Genomic DNA, 21,040 nt, shown 5'->3' with positions numbered 1-21,040 from the left:
ACCCACCCCGGGGCTCGACCTGTGCCGGGTGCGAGGAGACGACGTCGTACGACCGGCTTGCGTCCCTCTTCCGGATGGCTGGTCGCAGCGTGCGCCGCAGGACACAGGTTCGGCCGCGAGGAGCAGCGGACGAGCCACGAGTCCCCGGCCTCGTACAGTGCGGCGAAGCGCATCGGTGGATGAGCCATGGCAGGACCATATGCAGGGTGATTGCGCGGCCGGGCGCCGATTGCGCGCGATTGCGCGAGTAGCCCGACCGGTTGCGCGGATTCCTTACGCGAGGCTCAGTGACGCCCGCGCGCGGCCGATCAGGCGCCGCGCCGGTGCACCGTACTCGGCTGCCGCCGACAGCCACTCCCAGGCCCGCTCGTACAGGGCGATGTCCTCGGCCCCGGGCAGCCATAGCTCCTCGCCGATCGTCTCCACGATCACCAACTTCTGGTCATAGATCCAGAAGCCGTGCGGGACGGTGCGCCGCAGCTGCGCGCCGAAGGGGATGATCCCCAGCTCGATGCGCCGCCGGCCCACCAGGTTGAACAGCCGGTCCAGTTGTTCGGCCATCACGTCCGTCGGGCATGCGCGGTGGTACAGGGCGGCCTCGCACAGCACGAAGTGGAACGACTTGGCCGGGTCGTAAAGGGCTTCCTGCCGCCGCATCCGTGCCTCGACAGCCGCCTCCGTGTTCGGGGCGATGCCGCGGAAGTCGGCCAGCGCGTCGAAGAGGGCGCGTGCGTACTCGGGCGTCTGGAACAGGCCCGGGATGCGGCTGACCTCCAGCCCGCGGATGTGACGGGTGTGGTCGGTCAGCTTGACCGCGATCTCCTGGCGGCCACGGTGTCCGCTCGCGAGTTGGCGCTGCCACGAGCGGTGCCGCTGCTCCTTCATGCCGAGGGCGGCGAGGAGCCCGTGCAGCTCGTCCTCGGCGTCCGGGCGGTCGACGGCCTGCGCCCAGGCGGTGAGGTCCGCTTTGGTGGGGGTCTGCTTGCCGTTCTGGAAGCGGCTGATCTTGGATGTCTGCCAGCCGAGTTCGGCCGCGAGGTCTTTGCCTTCCAGACCGGCCTCGGTGCGCAGCTCGCGCAGCGGGCACCGAGGGCTTCGCGTGCCGTCTGGAAGTCGGTGGTCACACGGTGGAAGCTACCCGCTCAGCGAACTCGGCTGTAGGAACGGCGTGGTGCCAGGCGGCATCACGGGCCTGGCAGGCGGCGAGGACTTCAGCCGGGTCCTCGGTGACGTACACCCCAAGGGTGGTGTCCTCCTCGTCGAACGCGAACCGCGCGAGGATCTTCGAGTCGAACAGCCAGAAGTCGAAGTCCGGCAGCCGCAGTTCCCGCGCCCGGGCGCGGGTGAGGTTGCGGATGTCCTCGCCGGCGGCGACGTTGCCCGGGGCGCTGGCGAGGAGGAACCGCTGGCCCTCTGTGGCCGGTTCGTCGACGAGGCGGACGCGCTCGAATCGCTTCCCGGCGGCGGTCTGCGCAGCGACGTTCTCGCGCCATGCATTGGCCGGCTCCGCGACGATGTCCTCCCCGGCCTGCCAACGGGACCACTTCGGGCCGCTGCGGTCGGAGGCGTAGCCGCGGCGGGTCTCCAGCCGCCAGGCGGTGTGCCGGAACTCCCGGAACAGGTGAGTGATCGAGGAGAACGGCACCAGTTCGGGGGCCTCGGTTCGCGGGGCGTAGCGCGTGAGCAGGCTGCGGGGTACCCGTACGAAGGTCTCGGACGGTTTCACGTCGCGCAGCTGGGCCAGGTGCTGGGGCTCGATCTCGCGGTCGCCCTGGACGAGGATCTCATCTGTGCCCTCGATCTCGTACAGGGTGGGGCAGTCTCCTTCGTCGCTGGTGGTGCCGATGAGCCTGAGCGTCATGTCGCCCTCCATCTGCGCTGGTTAGACCCTCAGCATGCTGCGGATCGTGCGCGGGCGCGGACGGATTGCTCGGGATTGCTTCCGCCGTGAGTGGTCCGGCCGCTTGCTCGCAATCGCCGATGCGCCTGCACCCGGGGCTCACGCTTGAACGAGCCCCCTGGTTGCGCCGGGCGTCAGCTTCCGAAGGTGATGTTGGAGAAGTCGCGGCCCTGGAGGATCGGGGCGGACTGGGAGCCCCCGCCCACAGTGTTATGCGTGGAATTGTCGTCGCTGCGGAATGAGCGGGCGTGCCGGCACCAGTCGGTGAGGGCCGTGCGGAAGGCCGGGTCCTGTTGCGCGCGGAGCAGGAGCGCGTCGCTCAACGCGCTTGCCCGGTCGGGGTCGTGAGGGGCCTCGCCGAGGGCGGTCAACTCGGGCTCGGCCGTCGCCCTGACCGCCGCGGGCTCATCGGGAGTGCGGCGCACGAGGGCGACCAGGGTCTCCCAGAGGTGCCGGCCCACCTCCCCGGCGGCACCGGCCGCGACCGTCATGACAAGCCCCGAGATCTCGTCCATCCCCACGCCCCCGTCTGCCACGAACGGCCCGAAAAATCCAGGGTAACCACGGACGGACACCCTCCGGTGAGCCGTCAATCGGCCTTGCCCGGCGTCCGGGGCCGAGCCACGAGGACGGCGACCAGACCCCGGCGCGGCGAACGCGCTGCCGTCAGATGCCGCCCGACGGCGGAAGCAGGTCCCGGGCCATCACGTACCCTATGCACGTGTACACGACAACGAGCAAAAGCTTTCTGCTCATCCACTTTCCGTTCTAGGTCATCACGGGATTCGAACACAGAGCCGTAAAGCCGAGCCAACCCCGCTATCCGTTGAATTCCAGGCCGACACCCCCCCGGTCGGCGATCGGCAGGCTACCGGACTCACGCGAGCGCCACACAATCGCACACGCATTCTACGCAATAGGGAATTTGATGCGCGTAGATCAACGGCTGGGCCGGCGACGGATTACCGGCCCGACTCGGGGAACCTGTCCAACTCTCCGCGCAGTTCGCTCAGAGCGCGCGCCGCACGGTCCTCCTCCGCGCGGGCGCCCACCCGATGGCTCACGATCAGGCTCTGCTCCAAGTGGCTCACGGCCAACTCGACCCGGCCCACGCTCTGCTCTGCCTGAGCGAGGTCGAACAGAAAATCGATTTCCTCGCCTACAGCATGAACTCGGCGTGCCACGTCCAACGCCTCCTCATGCCAGGTCAGGGCTTCCTCACCGCGGCCGATCACGCGTAGCGCTCTGCCGGTACCGTTCAGCGCTATGGCTTGAGCCCGCCGATCGCCCACCTCTCTCAGCACCGGCACGATGGCGTTGTACAGAGCCAGGGCCTCGTCCGGTTTCCCGCGCGCCTCCAGCACACTGGCCAAATTCATGCGGATGGTCGCCTGATCCCTTTTGCTACCGGTCGATTCGGCTACACCGATCGCGCCACGAAAGGCCTCTTCCGCCGCAGCGAGATCACCCATCCTTTGGTGCAACTTGGCCAAATTATTCAGCGTGCTGTATCGACCACGTGCGTCGTCCAGCATGGTGAATTGAACCAACGCCTTCTCAAAAGAGGAAAAGGCTTCCTCGTTTTCCGCCAGGTGTAAGTGAGTGATGCCCAGGAGATTGTGACTGCGCGCCATCTGTAACGTGTCGCCGACCCTCGTCAGCAGATCCAGCGACCTTTTCTGGAGTGACTGGGCCGATGTGTATTCTCCCGTTTGCCAGAGCAGGATCGACAACTGGTGGATGCAGCGGACCTCCAGTTCCGCGTCGCCCAGTGACCGTGCCGTCTCCAGGGCCTCCCGGGCGTCCGCAACGCCCTCCTCGTAGCGGGAGCCATGGGTGTGCACGGCGCTCAGGTCCAGGAGCGCCCGCGCCCGCGCCGCCCGGTCCCCCTCGGCGTCCCAGTGGGCGACGGCCCGCCTCAACAGGGGCTCTGCCGTGGCGAGATGACCCTCCATGTCGAGGAACCCCGCGAGCACGTGCACCGCGAGGGCCAGCCGGCGTTCCGGCGCGTGCTCCGCGTACCAGGTCAGCGTCTCCAGGAGATTGGCGCTCTCGGTGATGAACCAGGACTCCGCCGACTGCGCGTCGGCCACCTCCGTCCGCGGTGGCGCACCACCGTCGCCGTCGGCGTCGAGGGCGATCCTTGAGCGGAATGGATAGGCCAGACGGTCGGCCCGGTCAGCAACGCACATGTAATGGGCCATCAGATCGCGCACCGCCCGGTGGATGTCCTCCGCGGAGTCCGTCTCGCCCTTGTCGATCAGTGAACGTGCGTATCCGCGCAGCAGATCGTGCATGGTGAAACGGTGTGGAGTCGGCTCGGCCACCAACTGATGCACCATCAGTTCTTCGAGTACCCGCTCGGCGGCCTCCACGGAGAGTCCGGTCAGCGCCGCCACCGCGGCCGGGCCGAATTCCACCCCCCGGTGCAGACCGATACGCCGGAAGACCAGCCTCTGTTCGGCGTTCAGCGCGTGATAGGAGGGCGCGAACACATGCGCCATGGACCGCTCGCCGTCCCGCAGCGCCGCGAGCCGGGCACCCCCGCTCACTCCTCCGCGCAGTTCCCGCAGCAGGTCCGCGGTGGTCCACGACGGGCGCGCGAGCAGTCGGCTGGCGGCGATCTCGACGGCCAGGGGCAGGTGGTCGCAGAGCCGGACGATCTCCGCCAGGTCCGCCTCGTCGGTGCCGTGGCGCTGCCCCAGTCGCTGGGTGAACAGCGCGACCGCGTCCCGCGGCGGCAGCAGGTCGAGCGAGAGGGCCCGTACGCCCGGCAGTCCGGGCAGGCGTCTGCGGCTGGTGACGACGACCGCCGTGGGCGAGGCGCCGGGCAGCAGCGGGCGGACCTGGGCCGAGTCGGCCGCGTCGTCCAGGATCACCAGCATGCGGCGGTCCTGGGCCGTCGAGCGCCACAGCGCCACCAGTTCGTCGGTGTCGCGCGGGAGGTCCTTCACGTCCATGCCGAGCAGCCGCAGCAGTTCGGTGAGCACACGGACCGGGGACGACGCCGTACGGTCCGGTGATCCCCCGCCGCCCAGGTGCACGAAGAGCCTGCCGTCCGGGTAGCGGTCGCGCAGTCCGTGCGCGAGGTGCACGGCCAGCGCGCTCTTCCCGACGCCGCCCATGCCGTGGATCGCCTCCACGGTCACGACGACACCCCCGTCGCCCTTGTCCTCGCGCAGCACCGCCCCGAGCCGGCGCAGTTCGTCGCGGCGGCCGACCCAGGGCACGTCGCGCGGCAGGTTGTCCGGGGCCCGACGCGCGGCAGGGACGGGGCGGACGGGTGCGGGCCCGGTCCGGTCCGCGCGCCGCAGCAGGTCGCTCGCGGGTGTTCCGGACAGGATGCCCTGGTGAACACGGCGCAGCCCACGGCCCGCGTCCAGGCCGATGTCCCGCACGACGCGCTGCCGTGTGCGCTGGAGCAGCCTGGTCGCCTCGGCCGTACGGCTGCTGCCGTAGAGGGCGACGGCCAGCAGCTCGGCCATGGCCTCGTCGACGGGGCGCTCCTCGACCAGTGGCAGCAGGACGGGCACCGCGTCGGCGAACCCGCCCCGGCCCATCAGGATCTCGGCGCGGGTCGTGGCCGCCGTCACCCGTGTCTCGCCGACGGCCGCCCGCAGGTGCTCCGGCCAGGAGCCGGCGATCCCGGCCAGCGGTTCACCGCGCCAGAGGCGGTCCGCCCGGTCCAGCAGGCGCAGCGCCGCCGGCTCGTCGCTCCCGCGCAGGGAACGGGCCTGGTGGACGAGGTCCGTGTAGCAGCGCAGGTCCACCCGGTCGGGGTCGATGTGCAGGATGTACGCGTTCGTCCGGCTGACCAGCGCGGGTGCCTCACCGCCGACGGTGCGCAGGGCGCGGCGGATCCTCGACACGTGGGAGTGCAGCGCCTCCCGGGCCTTGACGGGCGGGTGCTCGTCCCAGACGCGGTGGATGAGCTTGTCCACGCTGACGAAACGGTCGGCGTCCCAGGCGAGGGCGGCGAGCACAACACGGGTCTGGGTTGGTCCGAGGTCACTGCGGCGGCCGGCGGCTCGTACTTCGACCGATCCCGAAAGTCGAACTTCGAACTCCACCAGCGTCCTCCCGCCGGTAGGGCCTTCTGCTGGCCGGGCGTTCGAGACTGCCATGAACCTGCCATCGAGACCATACGGGAGCCAACTAAGTCCAAAACTGAGCGAGTTGGAAGCCAATCTGTTCCCCTCCCGCCTGGAACGGGGAGGGCTTTCGAAGGCATCGCACCCGCGCGCCGCACCACCCGCACCACCCGCACCGCCCGCACCTGAAGGAGCCGCACCGTGGAGGACTTCCCGTCGGACCGCCCGGACCGTGCCGACCGTGCGGATCGTGCCGACCGTTCGGACCGCCCGGACCGTACGGGCCATGGGACGGCCCTGCACGCGGCCTTGGCGGCCTGCGCCGCGGACCGGAACTCCGCCGCGTGGGCGGAGCTGGCCGGTGTCGTGACGGCGCTCGCCCCCACCGACCCGGCCGTGGCCCGGCTCTGGCCGCCGGACGGGACCGGGGCGGCACTGCGGCGGCTCGCCGACGAACTGGACCGGGTCCGCGCGCAGGACGGCCCGGCGGGCGCGGCACTCACCGCCTGGTCACGGCGGCACACGCCCACGCGTCCAGCCGCCCCCGCGGCGACCCACAACGTCATCGGCGGCAACTCCGTGCTGCACGGCCCCAGCGTGCAGGCCCGTGACGTGTACGGCGGCATCCACTACCACAACCGGCCCGAACCGCCCCGCCCCCGGCGACCGGTCCCCCGCCAACTCCCGCCGGTCACCGCCCGGTTCATCGGCCGCGAGCACGACCGGCGGGCCCTGGACGAACTGCTGGGCCAAGGCCCCGGGCAGGAGTCCCGCGTGCTGGCGGTCACCGGGCTCGCCGGCGTCGGCAAGACGACCCTCGTCGCGCACTGGCTGCACGAGAACACGGGCCGGTTCCCGGACGGCCAGCTCTACGCCGACCTGTCCGGGCACGCCGTCGACGAGGAGCACGGACCCGTCGCCCCCGGCACCGTCCTCGAAGCCTTCCTCGTCGCCCTCGGGGTGTCCTCGCCGCCGGCCGGCACCACCCGGCGCGGCGCCCTGTGGCGCTCGCTCACCGCGGACCTGCGGCTCGCCGTCCTGCTGGACAACGCCTTCACCTCCGCCCAGGTACGGCCCCTGCTGCTCGGCGCCCCCGCCGGACTCACCGTGGTGACCAGCAGGAACTCGCTCACGGGGCTGCGGGCCGACGGGGCGGCCGTACACCGTCTCGACGGGCTGCCGGTGGAGTCGGCCGTCGAACTCCTCACGGTCGGCGGCGGGACACGGGTGGCCCGGGAGCCCGTCGCCGCGCGTGAGGTGGTCCGGCTGTGCGGGCGGGTGCCGCTCGCCGTCGGTCTGGCGTCCGCCCAGCTCGCCGTGCGACCGCACCGTTCCGTGTCCGCGCTCGCCGAGAGCCTGCGGCGCGGGCCGGGCGGGGCCGCCGACGTGCTGCGCGCGGACGGGGAGGCGGTGCTGCGCAGGGCGCTCGATCTGTCGTACGACCTGCTGCCGGGTCCCGGCGCCGCGCTCTACCGGCGGATGGGGCTGCTGCCCGCGGACCGGTACGACCTGTTCACGCTGGCCGCCGTAGCCGGTGCCGCGCCGACGCCGGGCGGTGCCGACACGACCGACCTGGCCGTGCAGACCCTCGTGGAGGCCAACCTCCTGGAGGAGACGGGCCCGGACACCTACCGGCTGCACGACCTCGTCCAGCCGCACGCCCGCCGGCTCGGCGCGGAGCGGGAGGACCCGGACGGGCGGGAGCGGACGCTGCGGCGGTACGTCGACTGGTGTCTGGCCACCACGGCCGCGGCCGAGGCGATCCTCACTCCAGCACACCGGCTGCCGGGGCACGACATCGTGGTGGACGGCGTCGCGCCCACCCCGCTAGCCGGCCCCGACGCGGCGCTGACCTGGCTGGACACCCATCGCCACGGCATCATGGGCGCCGTCCGGCACTGCTCCCGGGCGGGTTGGCACACCGCGTGCTGGCGGCTGGCCGACGTGGCCTGGCCGTTGTTCCAGCGGCACCGGCCCACCGATCTGTGGGTCGAGGCCCATCGCCTCGGGCTGGAAGCGGCCCGGCACGACGGCTCCGCGGCGGGCCGGGACCGCATGCTCACCTCGGGTGCCATGGGGCTGCGTGCCGCGGGGCGGTACGCGGAGGCCGCCGACTGGTACCGGGAGGCGCTGGGAGCGGCCGTGGCGGACGGGGACGTACGGCAGCAGGCGCAGGCCGTGAACGGGCTCGGCCATCTCGCGCTGCTGGCCCGGCGGTTCGACGAGGCCCGCGCGCACTTCGAGCACGCCCTGCGGCTGCGGGAGTCGATCGGTTACCGGCGGGGCGCGGCGCTGACCCGACGGCGGCTGGGGGAAACGGCGCTGGAGACGGGGGACTTCGTATCGGCGGCCGGGCATCTGGCGTGGGCCGCCGAGGAGTTGGCGGCGCTGGACGAGACGTACGAGGAGACACGGGTGCGGGCGCTGCTCGGCCACGTCCTGGTCCGGGACGGTGAACACGGCGAGGGCGTAAGCCTGTTGGAGCGGGCGCTCCGGGGCTTCCGGGAGGGTGACGCCCGGTCCGGGCACTGGGAGGCGCGCTGCCTGGAGTGGCTGGGGCTGGCCGCCGAGGGCCGGGGGGAGGGGACGGAGGCGGCGGAACACTACCGCGCGGCGCTCGCCCTGTTCCGGCAGCTCGATCCCGAGGACGCGCGACGCCTGGACGGCCGGCTGCGGGACCTGTGATCCCACGGCCGGCCGCCTCTCCGGCTACGGCACCGTCACGGGGCCGGGCACCGGGGTCACGGACAGCAAGGTGCCCGGGTGCCTCCCGGCGGCGAGCCACGCGTGCGTGACGGAGGCGACGACACGGACGGAGACCGCGCCGCCGCGCCGGACCGCCCCGCACCACGGCCCGCCCGCCCCGCCCCGGACCCCGACGGCGACCGCCCCACCGGGTGCGGGAGCGGCGGCGACGAGGCAACCGGGGTGCCGTGCGAGCAGGTCCCGCACCGACGACGGCCCACGGCCGCACACCACGTCGGCACACACCACATCAGCGCTCTCCATGTTGGCGCTCTCCATGTTGGCGCACACCACATCGGCGCGCTCCACGGGCGGCGACACGGGTGAACCGTGCGGGGCGTCCGCCTCCGCCCACAGGTGGGTGTCGCACGGGAGCCGCGGACAGGGCACGGGGCAGCAGCCCGCCGGACCGGACGGCGTGCCGGCCCGGACGACCGCGAGCCCGCGCCCGGTCGGCGACCACCACTCGACACCGACACCGCCCCACGGTCCGGCTCCGGCGCCCCACGGTCCGTCCCCGGCGCCGCCGAGCCGGTCCCCCCGGCACCCGGGGCCCGGGAAGCACACCGTCGTCCACCCGCGGGAGAACACCGCCGGGCGGGCGCCGGGCTCCGTCATCGTGTCGCCCCCCTCGGTGCGCGTACGTCCCAACTCTCCAGGGGGGAAAGGGGAGGCGGCGGTGTGACCGTCGGGGGGTGGGCCGGTTCGGGGAGGGCGAGGAGGCGGTAGACGACCGCGCGCATCCGGCGGTGGAACTCGCCGGGCGCCGAGGAGAGCGACGCCGCCACCTCGTCGTACTGGCCGGGCGCCCGCAGCCGTGCCGCGTACTCCAGTTGCTCGGCCGGCGGGTGCAGCGGCGAGAGCACCGGCGCGACCGCGGCCAGCAGCGCGGCCGGGGAGTGCGCCGCCACCTCGCGCCGGGGACCGGGGGTCAGCAGCATCGTGGCGTCCGTGAGCGTCGCGTACGCCCCGGAGGAACCGTGGTCGGCGACCACCCAGTCCGCGGCGATCAGCAGTGCCTGCCAGTCGGCCTCCGGCGGCACCAGCGCGACCCCGTCGCAGCCGCCCAGCCACCCCCGCACCTGCCACGCCCCGTGCCCGGCGTACACGTTCGGGTGCAGCAGCAGCGCCACCCGGTACGCGTCGCGGGGCAGTTGCCCGAGCAGGTGCGGCAGCAGCGAGTCGAGCCGCCCGAACGTCGCGCCGGCCCCCCAGGTGGAGGTGACGACCACGAGCCGCTGTCCGGGTTCGAGGCCCAGGGCCCGCCGGTGGTCGTCGCGCCGGTGCCGGCCGGCGGTGATCCGGTCGACGCACGGGTCCCCCACGACCTGCGCCACCGGCAGCGCCTCGGGGCAGGTGCGGGCCAGTTCCACCACGTCCCGCTCGTGGGCGTACACGATCGCCCGGGGCACCACCCGGCCGTCGTGCAGCAGATGCCGGGGACTCAGCATGCCGGGAACCCGCGGCTCCCCCGGCGCGAGCGCCGAGCGGTCGGTGAGCGGTTTGATGTGGCCGGCCCCGTGCGAGATCCGCAGCACCGGGGCCCTCAGCCGGTGCAGTCCCCGCGATCCCGCGGCCAGCGCGAGGTCGAAGTCGGCCCGCAGCGCCTCCTCCCAGGGCACCGGGACGATGCCCAGTCCCCGCAGGTACGGGACGACTCCGTCGCCGAACGCGTGCGGCGCGGCCGTGAACACGACCTGGATCCGCAGGTCGGCGTTGAGCAGGTCGAACACCTCCCGCAGCCGTTGTGCGAACGTCACCGTGTGGACCACGACCAAGACCCGCTTGCAGTCCCGCACGGTCAGCCAGTGTCCCTGTTCGATCAGTGCCGTCCCGGTGGTTGCCAAGGACATGCGATCCCCCGTCGCTCGTCGCGTCGTCTGACGGAGGGCGGATGCCCGGACCGCACGGCACTTTCCTTGCAGGCACCTTGCAGCGCCCTTGCTCCCGGTCGGGAGGCCATCGGGGGTCAACGGTTCGACCATATTTTTGGCAACACCTTCCGGTTTCGGTGTCGGGTCGCCTCCGATGCGTGACACTGAGCGGCGGAGGGGACGACGACCAGTCGGGGGGACGGGTGTCTCAGTCGTTTGCGCGTCAACGGGGTGGGGACGGGCGGGAGTTGCCGGTCGTCGTGGTGGGGGCCGGGCCCTACGGGCTGTCCGTCGCGGCGCATCTGCGCGCGGCCGGTGTGCCGGTGGCGGTGTTCGGGGACGTCATGGGCAGTTGGCGGCACGCCATGGCCACCGGGATGTTCCTGAAGTCGACCCCGGACGCCACCGATCTGTCGGCGCCGGAGGCGGGCGCGCGGCTCGCCGACTTCCGGCGGGTGCACGGCGAACCGGAGCTGACCGAGTTGACGCCCATCCCGTGCGACGTGTTCGTGCGGTACGGCCAGTGGTTCCAGAAGCGGTACGTCGGCGCGGTCGACCCCGCCCGGGTCGCCGCCGTCGGGCGGGCGGGCGACGTGTTCGCCGTACGGCTGGACGACGGGCGGGAGGTGACGGCCGCGGCCGTCGTCGTGGCCACCGGGCTCGGCGGACTCGCCCAGGTGCCCGAGGAGTTGCTGCGGCTCACGCCCGACGGGCGGCCGCACCCCGAGGGCCTCGTCTCGCACAGCAGTCAGCACACCGATCTGTCCCGGTACGCCGGACGGCGCGTCGCGGTGGTCGGCGGCGGGCAGTCCGCGCTGGAGAGCGCCGCGCTGCTGCACGAGGCGGGGGCGGAGGCGGAGGTGCTGGTCCGGGAGGGCGCGGTGCTGTGGGGCGCGCGGCCCACGCCCGTGCGCTCCAGAGCACGCCGACTCGCCGCGCCCGCCTCCCCGTTGGGCACCGGCTGGGCCCTGGCCGCGGTGTGCGGATCGCCGGGCGGGGTGCGGTGGCTGCCCGCCGCGGCCCGCATGCTGCTGTTCCGGCGGGCGCTGGGACCGTCCGGCGGATGGTGGCTGCGGGAGCGGGTGGAGGGGGTCGTACGGGTGCGCACGGACTGCCGGGTCGTCAGGGGCGAGGTCCTGGCGGACGGCCGTGTCCGGCTGGACGTCGTCGGGCGGAGCGGCGGGCGGGACGGTGTCACCGTCGACCACGTCCTCGCCGCCACCGGCTACCGCCTCGACCTCGACGCCCTCCCCTTCCTGTCCCCGGAGGTGCGCGGCGCGGTGGCCTGTGTGCCCGGGTCGCGGGCGCCCCGGCTGGGCGCGGCGTTCGAGGCGTCGGTGCCGGGGCTGTACTTCACGGGCTCGCTCGCGGCGCCGTCCTTCGGGCCGATGCTCAGGTTCGTGGCCGGCACCGAGTTCGCCGCCACACGCATCGCCCGGCACGCGGGACGCCGGACAAAACACGTGGGCGGCCCGAACCAACAAAGCCAACGGGCCTGGTCGACCTGGCGGGCCGGAGCGGGCCGGGGGCCCGCGCCGGGCGCAGGCCCGGCTTCCCCCTGGTCGTGATCAGGAGGGCGACGGCCGTCACCGTGGCCGCGAGAAGGAGGGCGCGGCTCGGGTACGACACGGGCAGGAACGGGAACGTGGCGCCGGCCTCCCACCGACCGCTCAAGGTCGGGAGGCCGGCGCCACGTGTCGTCGGTCCGGTCCGTGCGTCTGTGTTCTCTGTGCCTACTTGATGTAGACCAGGCCGTCCGTGGTGATCGTCGGGCGGCCGCTGGTGCCGACGACCACGATCTTCACGGTGTGCTTGGCACTGCTCGACCAGGACTTCGTCCAGATCGCCTGCCGGTACGACGTCGTCGCCGACTTCAGGTCCACCGTCGAGACCTTGACGCCGTCGACGTACACGTACGCCTGTCCCGAGGTGCTCGCCCGCGAGACCACCCACGCGGCGGAGCGGCCGGTGAAGGTCCACGTCAGGCTCGCGCCCTTGGAACCGCTGGAGTACGACTTCCCGCCGAGGTAGCTGGAGGACGAACGCGCGCTCCAGCTGCCGGACTTGACCGCCGAGGTCTCCTGGAGGACCAGCGGGGTGAAGGAGGGCGAGGCCGTGCGGTAGTTGCCGGCCCAGTCGTAGGCGCGCAGCGACCAGGTCGTGGCGGTGCCGGAGGTGACCGTGCGGCTGGAGGAGGTGGTGGTCGGGCCGAAGGTGGCCGTGCCCGGGGCGAGCAGGCCCACCTGGCGCAGCGCCTTGTCGTCGGCGGCCTTCCAGCCGAGGGTCACCGGGACGGCGGTCGTGTTGACGGTGCCGGTGCGCAGGGTGAGCGTGGGCGCGGTGGTGAAGGTGGGCGCGGTGGTGTCCGCGACGACGTTCAGCGCGGTGCCGGTCGCGGTCCTGCCGGACTGGTGCACGGCCCGTACGGCGACGGTGTGGGTGCCGACGGCCAGGGTGGCGGAGGCCGAGGTGGCGCTGCCCGCGACGGTGGTGACGGCCTTGCCGTCGACCAGCACCTCGAACTTGGAGATCAGCGCGGCCGGTGTGGTGGTCGACCAGTGCAGGGTGATCGCGCCCTTGGTGTAGTAGGTCGAGCCGGACAGGCTCGCGCCGCTCACCGAGGTGGTCTTCAGGCCCTGGACCGGTCCGGCGGCCCAGGCGCGGATGGTGGGCAGCTGGGCGTAGAGGGCGTTGCCCGGGCACTGGGTGTTGTAGCCGTCGCGGTGCGCGGAGATCCGCTGGAAGGTGTACGCGGTACCCGCGGTGAACTTGGTGCCGAAGTAGTTCGGCTGGGTGGCGCCGGCGGTGAGCTGGACGGTGGAGGCGGGGTCGGCGTGGTACTGGCCGAGCTTCCAGGCCGCGATCCGGGCGACGGCGGCGAGCGCCGCGTTCGAGGCGCCGGTGGAGGAGTACTCGCCGAGGACGGCGATGCCCGCGGACTCACGGTTCCAGCCATAGGTGTGGGCGCCGAGGACGGGCAGGCCGATACCGCCCTTGCGGCCCTCGAAGACGGTGCCGCACTTGTCGACGAGGAAGTTGTAGCCGATGTCGTTCCACTCGTTGACCTGCACGTGGTACGCGTAGATGCCGCGTACGACGGCGGCCGAGTCGGCGCACGAGTAGGTGTTGTCGCCGTCCGTGTGGTGCACGAAGACGGCCTTCACGTCCGTGTTGTACTCGGACGGGTCGGGGCTCATCGACTCGTCGGCGCCCCAGGCGGAGCGGGAGACCACGGGCGGCTGCGGCACCGTGGAGGGCGGCGCGGTCGGCACGCCGGCCGAGGGGGAGGCGGGCGCCGAGGTGCTGGGCGCGGCGGTGGTCGGGGCGTCGCTCGTCGGAGCGTCGCTCGTCGGGACGTCGGCCGGGTCCGGCGGGACCACCGTGTCGGAGGGGGTCGGGTCCGTCGTCGTGCCGTCGCTCGGCGCCACCGTGTCGGTGGGGGTGGCGCCCGGGGTCTCGGTGCCGGTGGCCGGGGTCTCGGTGCCCGTGGTCTGCGCGACCGCGAAGCCGGCCGGGTCCGCGGTGTCGACACGGGTCTCCGCGTCGGTCACCACGCCCGGGTCGACGAGGTTGACCTCCAGGCCCTGGGGGAGCGCGCCCGTGGTGCCGTCCTCGTGGCGGACCTGGACCTGGACGCCGTCGGAGGGGCCGACCCACAGCGGCTCGGACGCGCCGCGCACGCCGGGCCCCGGCCGCTCCATCGGGTCGGCGGTGACCTCCAGGTCCCGCCAGTCGCTCCACTCGCCGTTCGCCAGGGAGCGGGTGCGCACCTGGGCCGTGCCGTCGAGCCGCTTGGTGGCACCGGTCCAGGACACACCGAGCATCGAGAACTGCCGGGTCCCGGTGCGGGCCAGCTCCCGCTTGCCGCCCGAGGTGCCCTTGAGGGCGAGGTCGTACACCTTCACCGGCCGCTTGGGCCGGTGGGTGGCGCCGGAGTCGTGCGCGGGGCTGGCGACGGCGTACGTCACCACGCCCCCGCCGCCCAGGACGACGGCACCGAGGGTCAACCACACCCTCCGTTTCAGGCTCAAGGGTCTGTACGCATGCGACGTACGTCGGCTCACGGTGTTTCCCACCCCACAGCGCGGCCGCACCGGGCCGCGGAAGTCAGTCACGAACGGCGCATCCGCATCGATCCCCTCAGGGATGCGCCCCTGCCCCTACAGCGCACCCCGGTCGGCGGGCATCACGGGGAAGCCGGACGAAGTGACGTATGCCACTGCGAATTCGGGGTCAGCGCCCCGTTTCGCGGGTGCGCACGCCACCGTGTGTTCACCCGGGGTCCATCCGGTGATCGCCCCGGCATGTGAATGTCCTGCGGTGTGAACCGGGCGCCGGGGGGCGTCCGTTCGAAGGGGAGGCACCATGCGGGAAGCGAGTGACGGGCGTCCGAGACGCCGCGCGGCGGCGCTGCTGACGGCCGCGGTCCTGGCGGGCGGCGCGTTCGCCGCCGGCGGGGCGGGCACGGCGCAGGCACAGGCCCAGGGGCAGGGGCGGACGCAGGCGCAGGACTGCGGTTCCGGGGCGGCGGCGCACACCTGCGTCCGGCCCGGCGAGCTGCTGGACGTGACGCTGGGCGAGCTGCACCCGACGCAGTCGGTGCTCGGCTACGACGAGGTGTACTACAAGCTCGGCCGCTACCGCTCGGACAAGGACGAGGCGAACGGCGACTTCAACAAGCGGTTCGACGACTTCTGCGAGACCAACGGCCAGGTCGAGGCCGCGTCCGTGAACCCGGGCGCCCGGCTGGACGACCCGTCGAGCTTCAGCTGCGAACTGCCGGTCGGCCAGGAGACGCCGGAGAGCGTCGCGGCCATGAAGACGGCGGTGGTCGGCCCCGGCGGCGCGCTGTACCTGACGGACGGCCACCACACCTTCACCGAGCTGGACGAGCTGCCCGACGGCGGCCCGGACCTGCACGTCCGGGTGCGGATCACCGACAACTTCAGCTCGTTGTCGACCAGCGCGTTCTGGCAGCGGATGAAGGACGAGCAGAAGGTCTGGCTGCGCGACGAGAACGACCGGCCGATCACCGTGGACCAGCTGCCCCAGCACCTGGGCCTGGCGAACTTCCACGACGACCCGTACCGCGGTCTCGTCTACTTCACCCGGGACATCGGCTACTCCGTGCCCGACGAGTCGGCCGAGTTCCTGGAGTTCTACTGGGACACCTGGCTGCGCGCCCGGCTGGGCGTCACCCCCGCACAGCTGTCGGACCCGGCCGCCTACCTGGGCCTGGTGAAGCAGGCGTCCCAGGCGATGGCCGCGCTCGGCGACGACGACCTCGTGGCGGGCGGGAAGACCGCCGGTGAGCTCGGCCGGATGGCGCAGTGGAACGACGGCAAGAAGGAGACGGGCGGCGAGTTCGCCAAGCTGGCCAAGCCGATCGACGACGCCAAGCCGGGCAAGCTCGCCTACGCGCTCGACTTCAAGGCCGACGTCGTACCGGCCCCGGCCTGCACCACGACGGTCACCGGCACCCGCCGCGGCCCGCTCACCGTGTCCTCCGGCGTCACCTGCCTCGACCGCGCCCACGTCAGCGGCCCCGTCACCGTCCGTCCGGGCGCGGCGCTGGTCTCCCGCGGCAGCACGGTGGAGGGTCCCGTCGGCACGAGCGGGGCGAGCACGGTCCAGCTGTGCGGCACCACCCTCACCGGCCCGCTGTCGGTGACCGGGACGACCGGTCCGGTGGTCGTCGGCGGCACGGGCTGCACGCCCAACACGGTCACCGGTCCCGTGCAGCTCACGGCCAACGCGGCGGTCACCGTCTCCGGCAACACCGTCACGGGCCCGCTGTCCTGCGCGGCCAACAGCCCGGCCCCGACGAACGCCGACCGCCCCAACACGGTCCGGGGCCCCCGATCGGGCCAGTGCGCCACCCTCTGACCCCCACTCCGCACCCCACGCCCGCCCCTGGCCCGACCGGCCGGGGGCGGGCGTCCTTCCGTACGCCCCTCCCTCCGTGTCAGCCCTGGCGGGGGTTCGGCCTCAGGAGGGCGAAGGGGGCTCCGTGGGGGTCGGTCAGCCAGGCGATGCGGCCGACCTCCGGGACGTCGGCGGGGGGCATGAGGACCGTGCCGGCGTGCGACCGGGCCGTCGCCGTGGTCGCGTCGGGGTCGGTCACCGCGAAGTAGGGGACCCAGCGGGGCTCCTCGTGGTCGTCGGCGAGCGGGGCGACGCCGCCGAACGAGCCCTCCTGCCGGTCGCCCTCGGCGACGGAGAGGACCCGGTAGGTCATGCCGGGCGCGCTCATCTCCTCGGAGCGCCAGCCGAACAGGCCGCGGTAGAAGGCGATCGCCGACTCCGGGTCCGCGGTGTGCAGTTCGACCCACACAAGCGTGTTGTCCGCCGAGGTCCGCTCCAGGCCCCGGTCCGACCGCAGCACCGCGAACCGCGCGCCCTGCGGGTCGGTGAACTGGGCCATCACCGGCCCGCCCATGTCGAACGGCTCCACCCGTACGGTGCCGCCCCCGGCCCGCACCGCCTCGGCCGTGGCGCCGGCGTCGGGGCTGTGGAAGTACGTCGTCCAGGCCGCCCGCGCCCCCTCCTCGGTCAGCCGGCCCAGCGCGGCGACGGTCCTGCCGTCCTGCTGGAAGAACCCGTAGCCGCCCGCGTCCTCCCCTGCGGACTGGAACCGCCAGCCGAAGACGGCGCCGTAGAAGGCGGCGGACGCGTCCGTGTCGGGGCTGCCGAGGTCGAGCCAGATGGGCGACCCGGTGCGGAAGTCGGTGCCGAGCATGGGATCTCCTCCTGCGGGTCCGGTGCGGGAACCCGGTCAATATGCCCGCCCCGCGCGCCCGGCGGCGGCCGAACTGCCGTACGGGACGGGGTGTTTCACCCGCGCTGCGGAACGCCGTACCGCGCGGGCCCCGTTACCGCTGTGACCGGTGATGCGCGCGAGGTACACGGGGAATCTGCGCAGGAGTCCCACACAGACTGCACACAGCCCGGCGAATACCCCGTTAGCGTTGCTGCCCGCTCGAGACCCTGTGCGAGCGCGACCAGGCCGGGCCCGGCGGGCGACGGCGCAAGCGACCCAGGAAGACCCGTCATGGACTACTGCTCCTCGTGCCGCCGCCATCTCAACGGCGCCCTGGTGTGTCCCGGGTGCGGCGCCTACGCCCCCGACATAGCCCCGCGCATCGCGCCGGCCCCGTCCGCCCACGCGCCGGTCCGCTGGGAGCCCGCGGCGGCGCCCGCGGTGCGCGAACCGGCCGTCCCCCCCGCCGGTACGGCGACGTGGCACGACGACGGCCCGACGCCGTACGCCGCCGCTCCCGGGGAGGCCCGCCCGGAGACCCACGACCCGGCGGACGCGTACCCGGACGTCGACGCCGAGGACGCGTCGGCCGTCGGGACGGGCCGCGCCGCCCGCCGCCGTCAGCTCGCCCGCTGGAAGAAGAACCAGCGCAGGGCCGTCGTCGCCACGGCCGTCGCGCTCGTCGGCGGCGGACTCACCGTCGCCTCCATGGACCGGGGTTCCGGCCACCGCGCGCAGGCCACGTCCGCTCCCGACAACCGGAGCATGGGCGGGGCCGAGGACGCGGCGCCGGACGCCGCGCCCGGCCCCGTGTTCGCCTCGCCCGCCACGCCCGCCGCCGGACGCCCGGGACACGAGGCACCCGGCGACCGCACCACGGCGCCCGGCGTCCCGCACCAGCGCACGGTGTCCCCCGGGCAGGCCGCCGGACAGCCCGGCGGCGTCCCGCTGACGGGAACCCGCCCGGACGGCGCCGTCACCCCGTTCCCGGCCCGTTCGACGGTCCCGCACCAGCAGTCGGCCACCCCGCCCCCGGCGGCCCAGGACCCGACGCAGAGCACCCCGTCCGCCCCGCCGCAGCAGTCCGACAACACACCGCCGCCGTCGGGCGGCACGGACCCGGGCACCCCGCAGACCACCCCGCCCCCGGCGTCGACCGACCCGGCCCAGCTGTGCGTGCTGGTGCTCTGCCTCTGACACCGGGCGCGAAGTGAGGCCGGCCGGACCCCGGGGACCGGCCGGTCAGGCCATCCGCGCCAGGAACGCCAGCGTGCGCTCCCTCAGCAGCTCCGCCGCCTCCGGGTCGTACGAGTCGAGCGTGCGGTCGGCGAAGTAGTGCCGGTCCCCCGGGTAGAGGAAGAGTTCGGCGCCCTCGGTCGAGGCGACGAGGTCGCGGGCCGCGTCGACGTCGCCCTCCCCGGCGAAGACCGGGTCGGCGTCCATGCCGTGGACCTGGACGGGCACGCCCCCGGGCCAGGCCGCGCCGAACTCCGTGACGGGGACGCACGCGTAGTAGAGGAGGGCGCCGCGCGCCCCGGCCCTGGTCTGCGCCAGCTTCTGGGCGGGCAGCACCCCGACGGAGAGCCCGGCGTACACGACGGCGGCGGGCAGGTCCCGCACGGCGCGCTCCCCGCGTCCGATCACCTCGCCGAACCCGGTCTCGCGCACGTACTCCATGCCCGCGTCGAGCGTGTCGAAGGTGTGCCCCTCGAAGAGGTCGGGGGTGTGCACGGTGTGTCCGGCCCGGCGGATCTCGCCGGCCAGCGCGGTGACACCCGCGGTGAGCCCCAGGGCGTGGTGGAACAGGACGACCTCGGCCATCGTCGGACTCCCCATCAGTCGAACATCTTTCCGAAAATCAGTCCGCATCCTAGACCCGCGCCGGTCCACCCGGACCCCGCCCGAGAGCGGTCATCTGACCTGACATAAGTAGCAAACCGCCCCACACGCTGCCATATTGCGGCCATGATCCGCACCCGCCGCGCCCGGCCCACCCGCCGCACCGCCCTCCTCCTCACCGGTGCCGCCGGGCTGACCGGGGCCGCCGTCCTCGCCGCCGTGCTCCCCGGCACCGGCCACCGCACCGGCCGGGACACCACCGCCCCACCCCCCGGACACCACGCGCCCGCCCCCGCGAAACCCTCCCCCGGCGCCCCCGGGATCGGCGACCCGCTGATGCCGCTCGCCGGCAACGGCGGCTACACGGTGAACCGTTACACCCTCGACTTCGACTGGCGGGCCCCCCGCACCCCGTTCCCGGCGACCGCCACCGTGCGCGCCACCGCCACCCAGGCCCTGTCCCGCTTCGACCTCGACTTCGCGGGCAACACCCTGCACACGGTCACCGTGGACGGCGTACGCGCGCGGACCGAGCGCGACGGCGACGAACTCGTCGTCACCCCCGCCCGGCCCGTCCCGGACGGCCGCGCCTTCACCGTGCGCGTCACCTACACCGCCGACCCCACCCAGCAGCGGCACCGCTCCGACGCGATCGCCACCTACGGCTGGGTGCCCACCCCCGACGGCACGCTGCTGTACGCGCAGCCCGACGGCGCCCGCATGGTGTTCCCCGCGAACGACCACCCGAGCCTGCGCGCACCGGTCACCTTCCGGGTCACCACCCCGCCCGGACTGACCGCGGTGGCCGGCGGACGGCTGGTGGGGAAGGAGCGGCTGGCCGGCGGGCGGACCCGGTGGACGTACGACTCCGAGGCACCGGTCGCCGCGCAGCTCGTGCAGCTCGCGATCGGGCGGTTCACCTTCGTCGACGCCACCGGGCCGCACGGACTGCCCGTGCGCGACGCGGTGCCGGACGCGCTGGTCGGCGACACCGGGGACTACCGCGCCCTGACGCCCGCCCACCTCGCCTGGCTGGAGCGGCGGCTCGGCCCGTACCCGTTCCGGCGCTACGGCGTGCTCGTCGGCGACACCGACCTGCCCGTGGCGCTGGAGACGCAGTCGCTGTCCGTGGTGCCGAGCGCCGCCCTGCTCGGCGACCGGGTGGCCGCCGAACGCGACCTCGTGCACGAGCTGACCCACCACTGGACGGGCGACAGCGTCGCGATCCGGCGCTGGTCGGACCTGTGGCTGAGCGAGGGCCACGCCCGGTTCTACGAGCGCCTCTACACCAGCGAGCACGGCGGCCCGGACCTGGAGGAGGCGATGCGGGACGCCTACGAGCAGCACGACCGGTGGCGCCACGACGACGGGGCGCCCGCCGAGCCCGGCGCGGACACCCTGTTCAAGGTGATGCGCTACGACGGCTCGGCCCTCGTGCTGTACGCGCTGCGCCAGGAGGTCGGCGAGGCGGCCTTCGAGCGGATCGAGCGCACCTGGGTGACGCGCTATCAGGGCCGGGCCGCGGGCACCCGGGACTTCATGGCGCTCGCCTCCGAGGTGGCGGGCCGGGACCTGACGGGCTTTCTGGAGCCCTGGCTGTACGGCCCCGACACCCCGCCGATGCCCGGCCACCCGGACTGGCGGACGGACCCCGTCGAGGAGTGAACCCGCTGCCGCCGACCGGGTGGCCTGTGCCGGGTCGCTGGTCCACGCGGTTGACGGTTGGCGCGCAGCGGCGCGCCAGGCACGGAAACGTACGAGGGGCGGCGCCGGGCGACTCGCCTCGTCCCTGCTGCGTCGGTCCTGGCTGCGACGAGCATGGTTGGAGACA

At 73.5% G+C, this 21,040-nt stretch carries 13 protein-coding genes and 1 pseudogene; 5 read left to right on the top strand and 9 right to left on the bottom strand.

Translation table 11 applies throughout. From position 1 onward, the window contains the following. Window positions 1-273: 273 nt before the first annotated feature. From AB0F77_RS33140 to AB0F77_RS33125, 4 genes and pseudogenes are all read right to left on the bottom strand, one after another. Window positions 274-1,124 (bottom strand): annotated as a pseudogene (locus tag AB0F77_RS33140) (helix-turn-helix transcriptional regulator). Further along, entirely contained in the window at window positions 1,121-1,861 is a 741-nt protein-coding gene (locus AB0F77_RS33135; protein WP_361955388.1) for a DUF6879 family protein, read from the bottom strand. Before AB0F77_RS33135 ends, AB0F77_RS33140 begins: the two are co-directional and overlap by 4 nt. A gap of 173 nt (window positions 1,862-2,034) precedes the next feature. Beyond that, the gene (locus AB0F77_RS33130; RefSeq protein ID WP_361955387.1) at window positions 2,035-2,415 is read right to left on the bottom strand and encodes a hypothetical protein; all 381 of its coding nucleotides are present in this window, start codon (window positions 2,413-2,415) and stop codon (window positions 2,035-2,037) included. 447 nt (window positions 2,416-2,862) lie between these two features. After that, the gene (locus AB0F77_RS33125; protein ID WP_361955386.1) at window positions 2,863-6,024 is read right to left on the bottom strand and encodes a tetratricopeptide repeat protein; all 3,162 of its coding nucleotides are present in this window, start codon (window positions 6,022-6,024) and stop codon (window positions 2,863-2,865) included. A gap of 168 nt (window positions 6,025-6,192) precedes the next feature. On the opposite strand from AB0F77_RS33125, the gene AB0F77_RS33120 reads away from it, so the two are divergent. Then, the gene (locus AB0F77_RS33120; protein ID WP_361955385.1) at window positions 6,193-8,676 is read left to right on the top strand and encodes a tetratricopeptide repeat protein; all 2,484 of its coding nucleotides are present in this window, start codon (window positions 6,193-6,195) and stop codon (window positions 8,674-8,676) included. A gap of 24 nt (window positions 8,677-8,700) precedes the next feature. Here AB0F77_RS33120 and AB0F77_RS33115 read toward each other — a convergent pair whose 3' ends face one another. Next, window positions 8,701-9,354, bottom strand: a complete 654-nt coding sequence (locus AB0F77_RS33115) for a hypothetical protein (RefSeq protein ID WP_361955384.1) — start codon at window positions 9,352-9,354, stop codon at window positions 8,701-8,703. Further along, entirely contained in the window at window positions 9,351-10,589 is a 1,239-nt protein-coding gene (locus AB0F77_RS33110) for a hypothetical protein (RefSeq protein WP_361955383.1), read from the bottom strand. Before AB0F77_RS33110 ends, AB0F77_RS33115 begins: the two co-directional genes overlap by 4 nt. A 269-nt stretch (window positions 10,590-10,858) precedes the next feature. Between AB0F77_RS33110 and AB0F77_RS33105 the strand changes: the two genes are divergently transcribed. Then, window positions 10,859-12,178: an FAD-dependent oxidoreductase gene (locus AB0F77_RS33105; RefSeq protein ID WP_361955382.1), complete on the top strand. Its 1,320-nt coding sequence runs from the start codon at window positions 10,859-10,861 to the stop codon at window positions 12,176-12,178. A 165-nt stretch (window positions 12,179-12,343) separates the two neighbouring features. On the opposite strand, the gene AB0F77_RS33100 is transcribed toward AB0F77_RS33105, so the two are convergent. Then, entirely contained in the window at window positions 12,344-14,635 is a 2,292-nt protein-coding gene (locus AB0F77_RS33100) for an N-acetylmuramoyl-L-alanine amidase (protein WP_361955433.1), read from the bottom strand. A gap of 340 nt (window positions 14,636-14,975) precedes the next feature. Here AB0F77_RS33100 and AB0F77_RS33095 point away from each other — a divergent pair, with 340 nt between their 5' ends. Further along, window positions 14,976-16,496 carry a ParB/Srx family N-terminal domain-containing protein gene (locus tag AB0F77_RS33095; RefSeq protein ID WP_361955381.1) on the top strand — a complete coding sequence of 507 codons (1,521 nt, stop codon included), beginning with the start codon at window positions 14,976-14,978 and terminating at the stop codon, window positions 16,494-16,496. A gap of 79 nt (window positions 16,497-16,575) precedes the next feature. On the opposite strand, the gene AB0F77_RS33090 is transcribed toward AB0F77_RS33095, so the two are convergent. Further along, window positions 16,576-17,349 carry a VOC family protein gene (locus tag AB0F77_RS33090; protein ID WP_361955380.1) on the bottom strand — a complete coding sequence of 258 codons (774 nt, stop codon included), beginning with the start codon at window positions 17,347-17,349 and terminating at the stop codon, window positions 16,576-16,578. 312 nt (window positions 17,350-17,661) lie between these two features. Between AB0F77_RS33090 and AB0F77_RS33085 the strand changes: the two genes are divergently transcribed. After that, window positions 17,662-18,567 (top strand): hypothetical protein, encoded by a 906-nt coding sequence (locus AB0F77_RS33085; RefSeq protein ID WP_361955379.1) that lies wholly within the window; start codon window positions 17,662-17,664, stop codon window positions 18,565-18,567. Window positions 18,568-18,612: 45 nt separating this feature from the next. Here AB0F77_RS33085 and AB0F77_RS33080 read toward each other — a convergent pair whose 3' ends face one another. Further along, window positions 18,613-19,191 carry a dienelactone hydrolase family protein gene (locus AB0F77_RS33080; RefSeq protein ID WP_361955378.1) on the bottom strand — a complete coding sequence of 193 codons (579 nt, stop codon included), beginning with the start codon at window positions 19,189-19,191 and terminating at the stop codon, window positions 18,613-18,615. A gap of 144 nt (window positions 19,192-19,335) precedes the next feature. Between AB0F77_RS33080 and AB0F77_RS33075 the strand changes: the two genes are divergently transcribed. Then, window positions 19,336-20,874, top strand: coding sequence for a M1 family metallopeptidase (locus tag AB0F77_RS33075; RefSeq protein WP_361955377.1), 1,539 nt, complete (start codon window positions 19,336-19,338; stop codon window positions 20,872-20,874). Window positions 20,875-21,040: the final 166 nt, after the last annotated feature.

Origin of the sequence: Streptomyces sp. NPDC026672 (genome assembly GCF_040638185.1) — a bacterium.
GTDB lineage: Bacteria > Actinomycetota > Actinomycetes > Streptomycetales > Streptomycetaceae > Streptomyces.
This window is presented reverse-complemented; position numbering and strand designations above follow the sequence as displayed.

Excerpts from the sequence above, each read along its gene's own strand:
- AB0F77_RS33130 (WP_361955387.1), bottom strand. The coding sequence starts at position 2,415 with ATGGACGAGATCTCGGGGCTTGTCATGACGGTCGCGGCCGGTGCCGCC.
- AB0F77_RS33085 (WP_361955379.1), top strand. The coding sequence starts at position 17,662 with ATGGACTACTGCTCCTCGTGCCGCCGCCATCTCAACGGCGCCCTGGTG.
- AB0F77_RS33080 (WP_361955378.1), bottom strand. The coding sequence starts at position 19,191 with ATGGCCGAGGTCGTCCTGTTCCACCACGCCCTGGGGCTCACCGCGGGT.
- AB0F77_RS33075 (WP_361955377.1), top strand. The coding sequence starts at position 19,336 with ATGATCCGCACCCGCCGCGCCCGGCCCACCCGCCGCACCGCCCTCCTC.
- AB0F77_RS33095 (WP_361955381.1), top strand. The coding sequence starts at position 14,976 with ATGCGGGAAGCGAGTGACGGGCGTCCGAGACGCCGCGCGGCGGCGCTG.
- AB0F77_RS33090 (WP_361955380.1), bottom strand. The coding sequence starts at position 17,349 with ATGCTCGGCACCGACTTCCGCACCGGGTCGCCCATCTGGCTCGACCTC.
- AB0F77_RS33110 (WP_361955383.1), bottom strand. The coding sequence starts at position 10,589 with ATGTCCTTGGCAACCACCGGGACGGCACTGATCGAACAGGGACACTGG.
- AB0F77_RS33115 (WP_361955384.1), bottom strand. The coding sequence starts at position 9,354 with ATGACGGAGCCCGGCGCCCGCCCGGCGGTGTTCTCCCGCGGGTGGACG.
- AB0F77_RS33125 (WP_361955386.1), bottom strand. The coding sequence starts at position 6,024 with ATGGCAGTCTCGAACGCCCGGCCAGCAGAAGGCCCTACCGGCGGGAGG.
- AB0F77_RS33135 (WP_361955388.1), bottom strand. The coding sequence starts at position 1,861 with ATGACGCTCAGGCTCATCGGCACCACCAGCGACGAAGGAGACTGCCCC.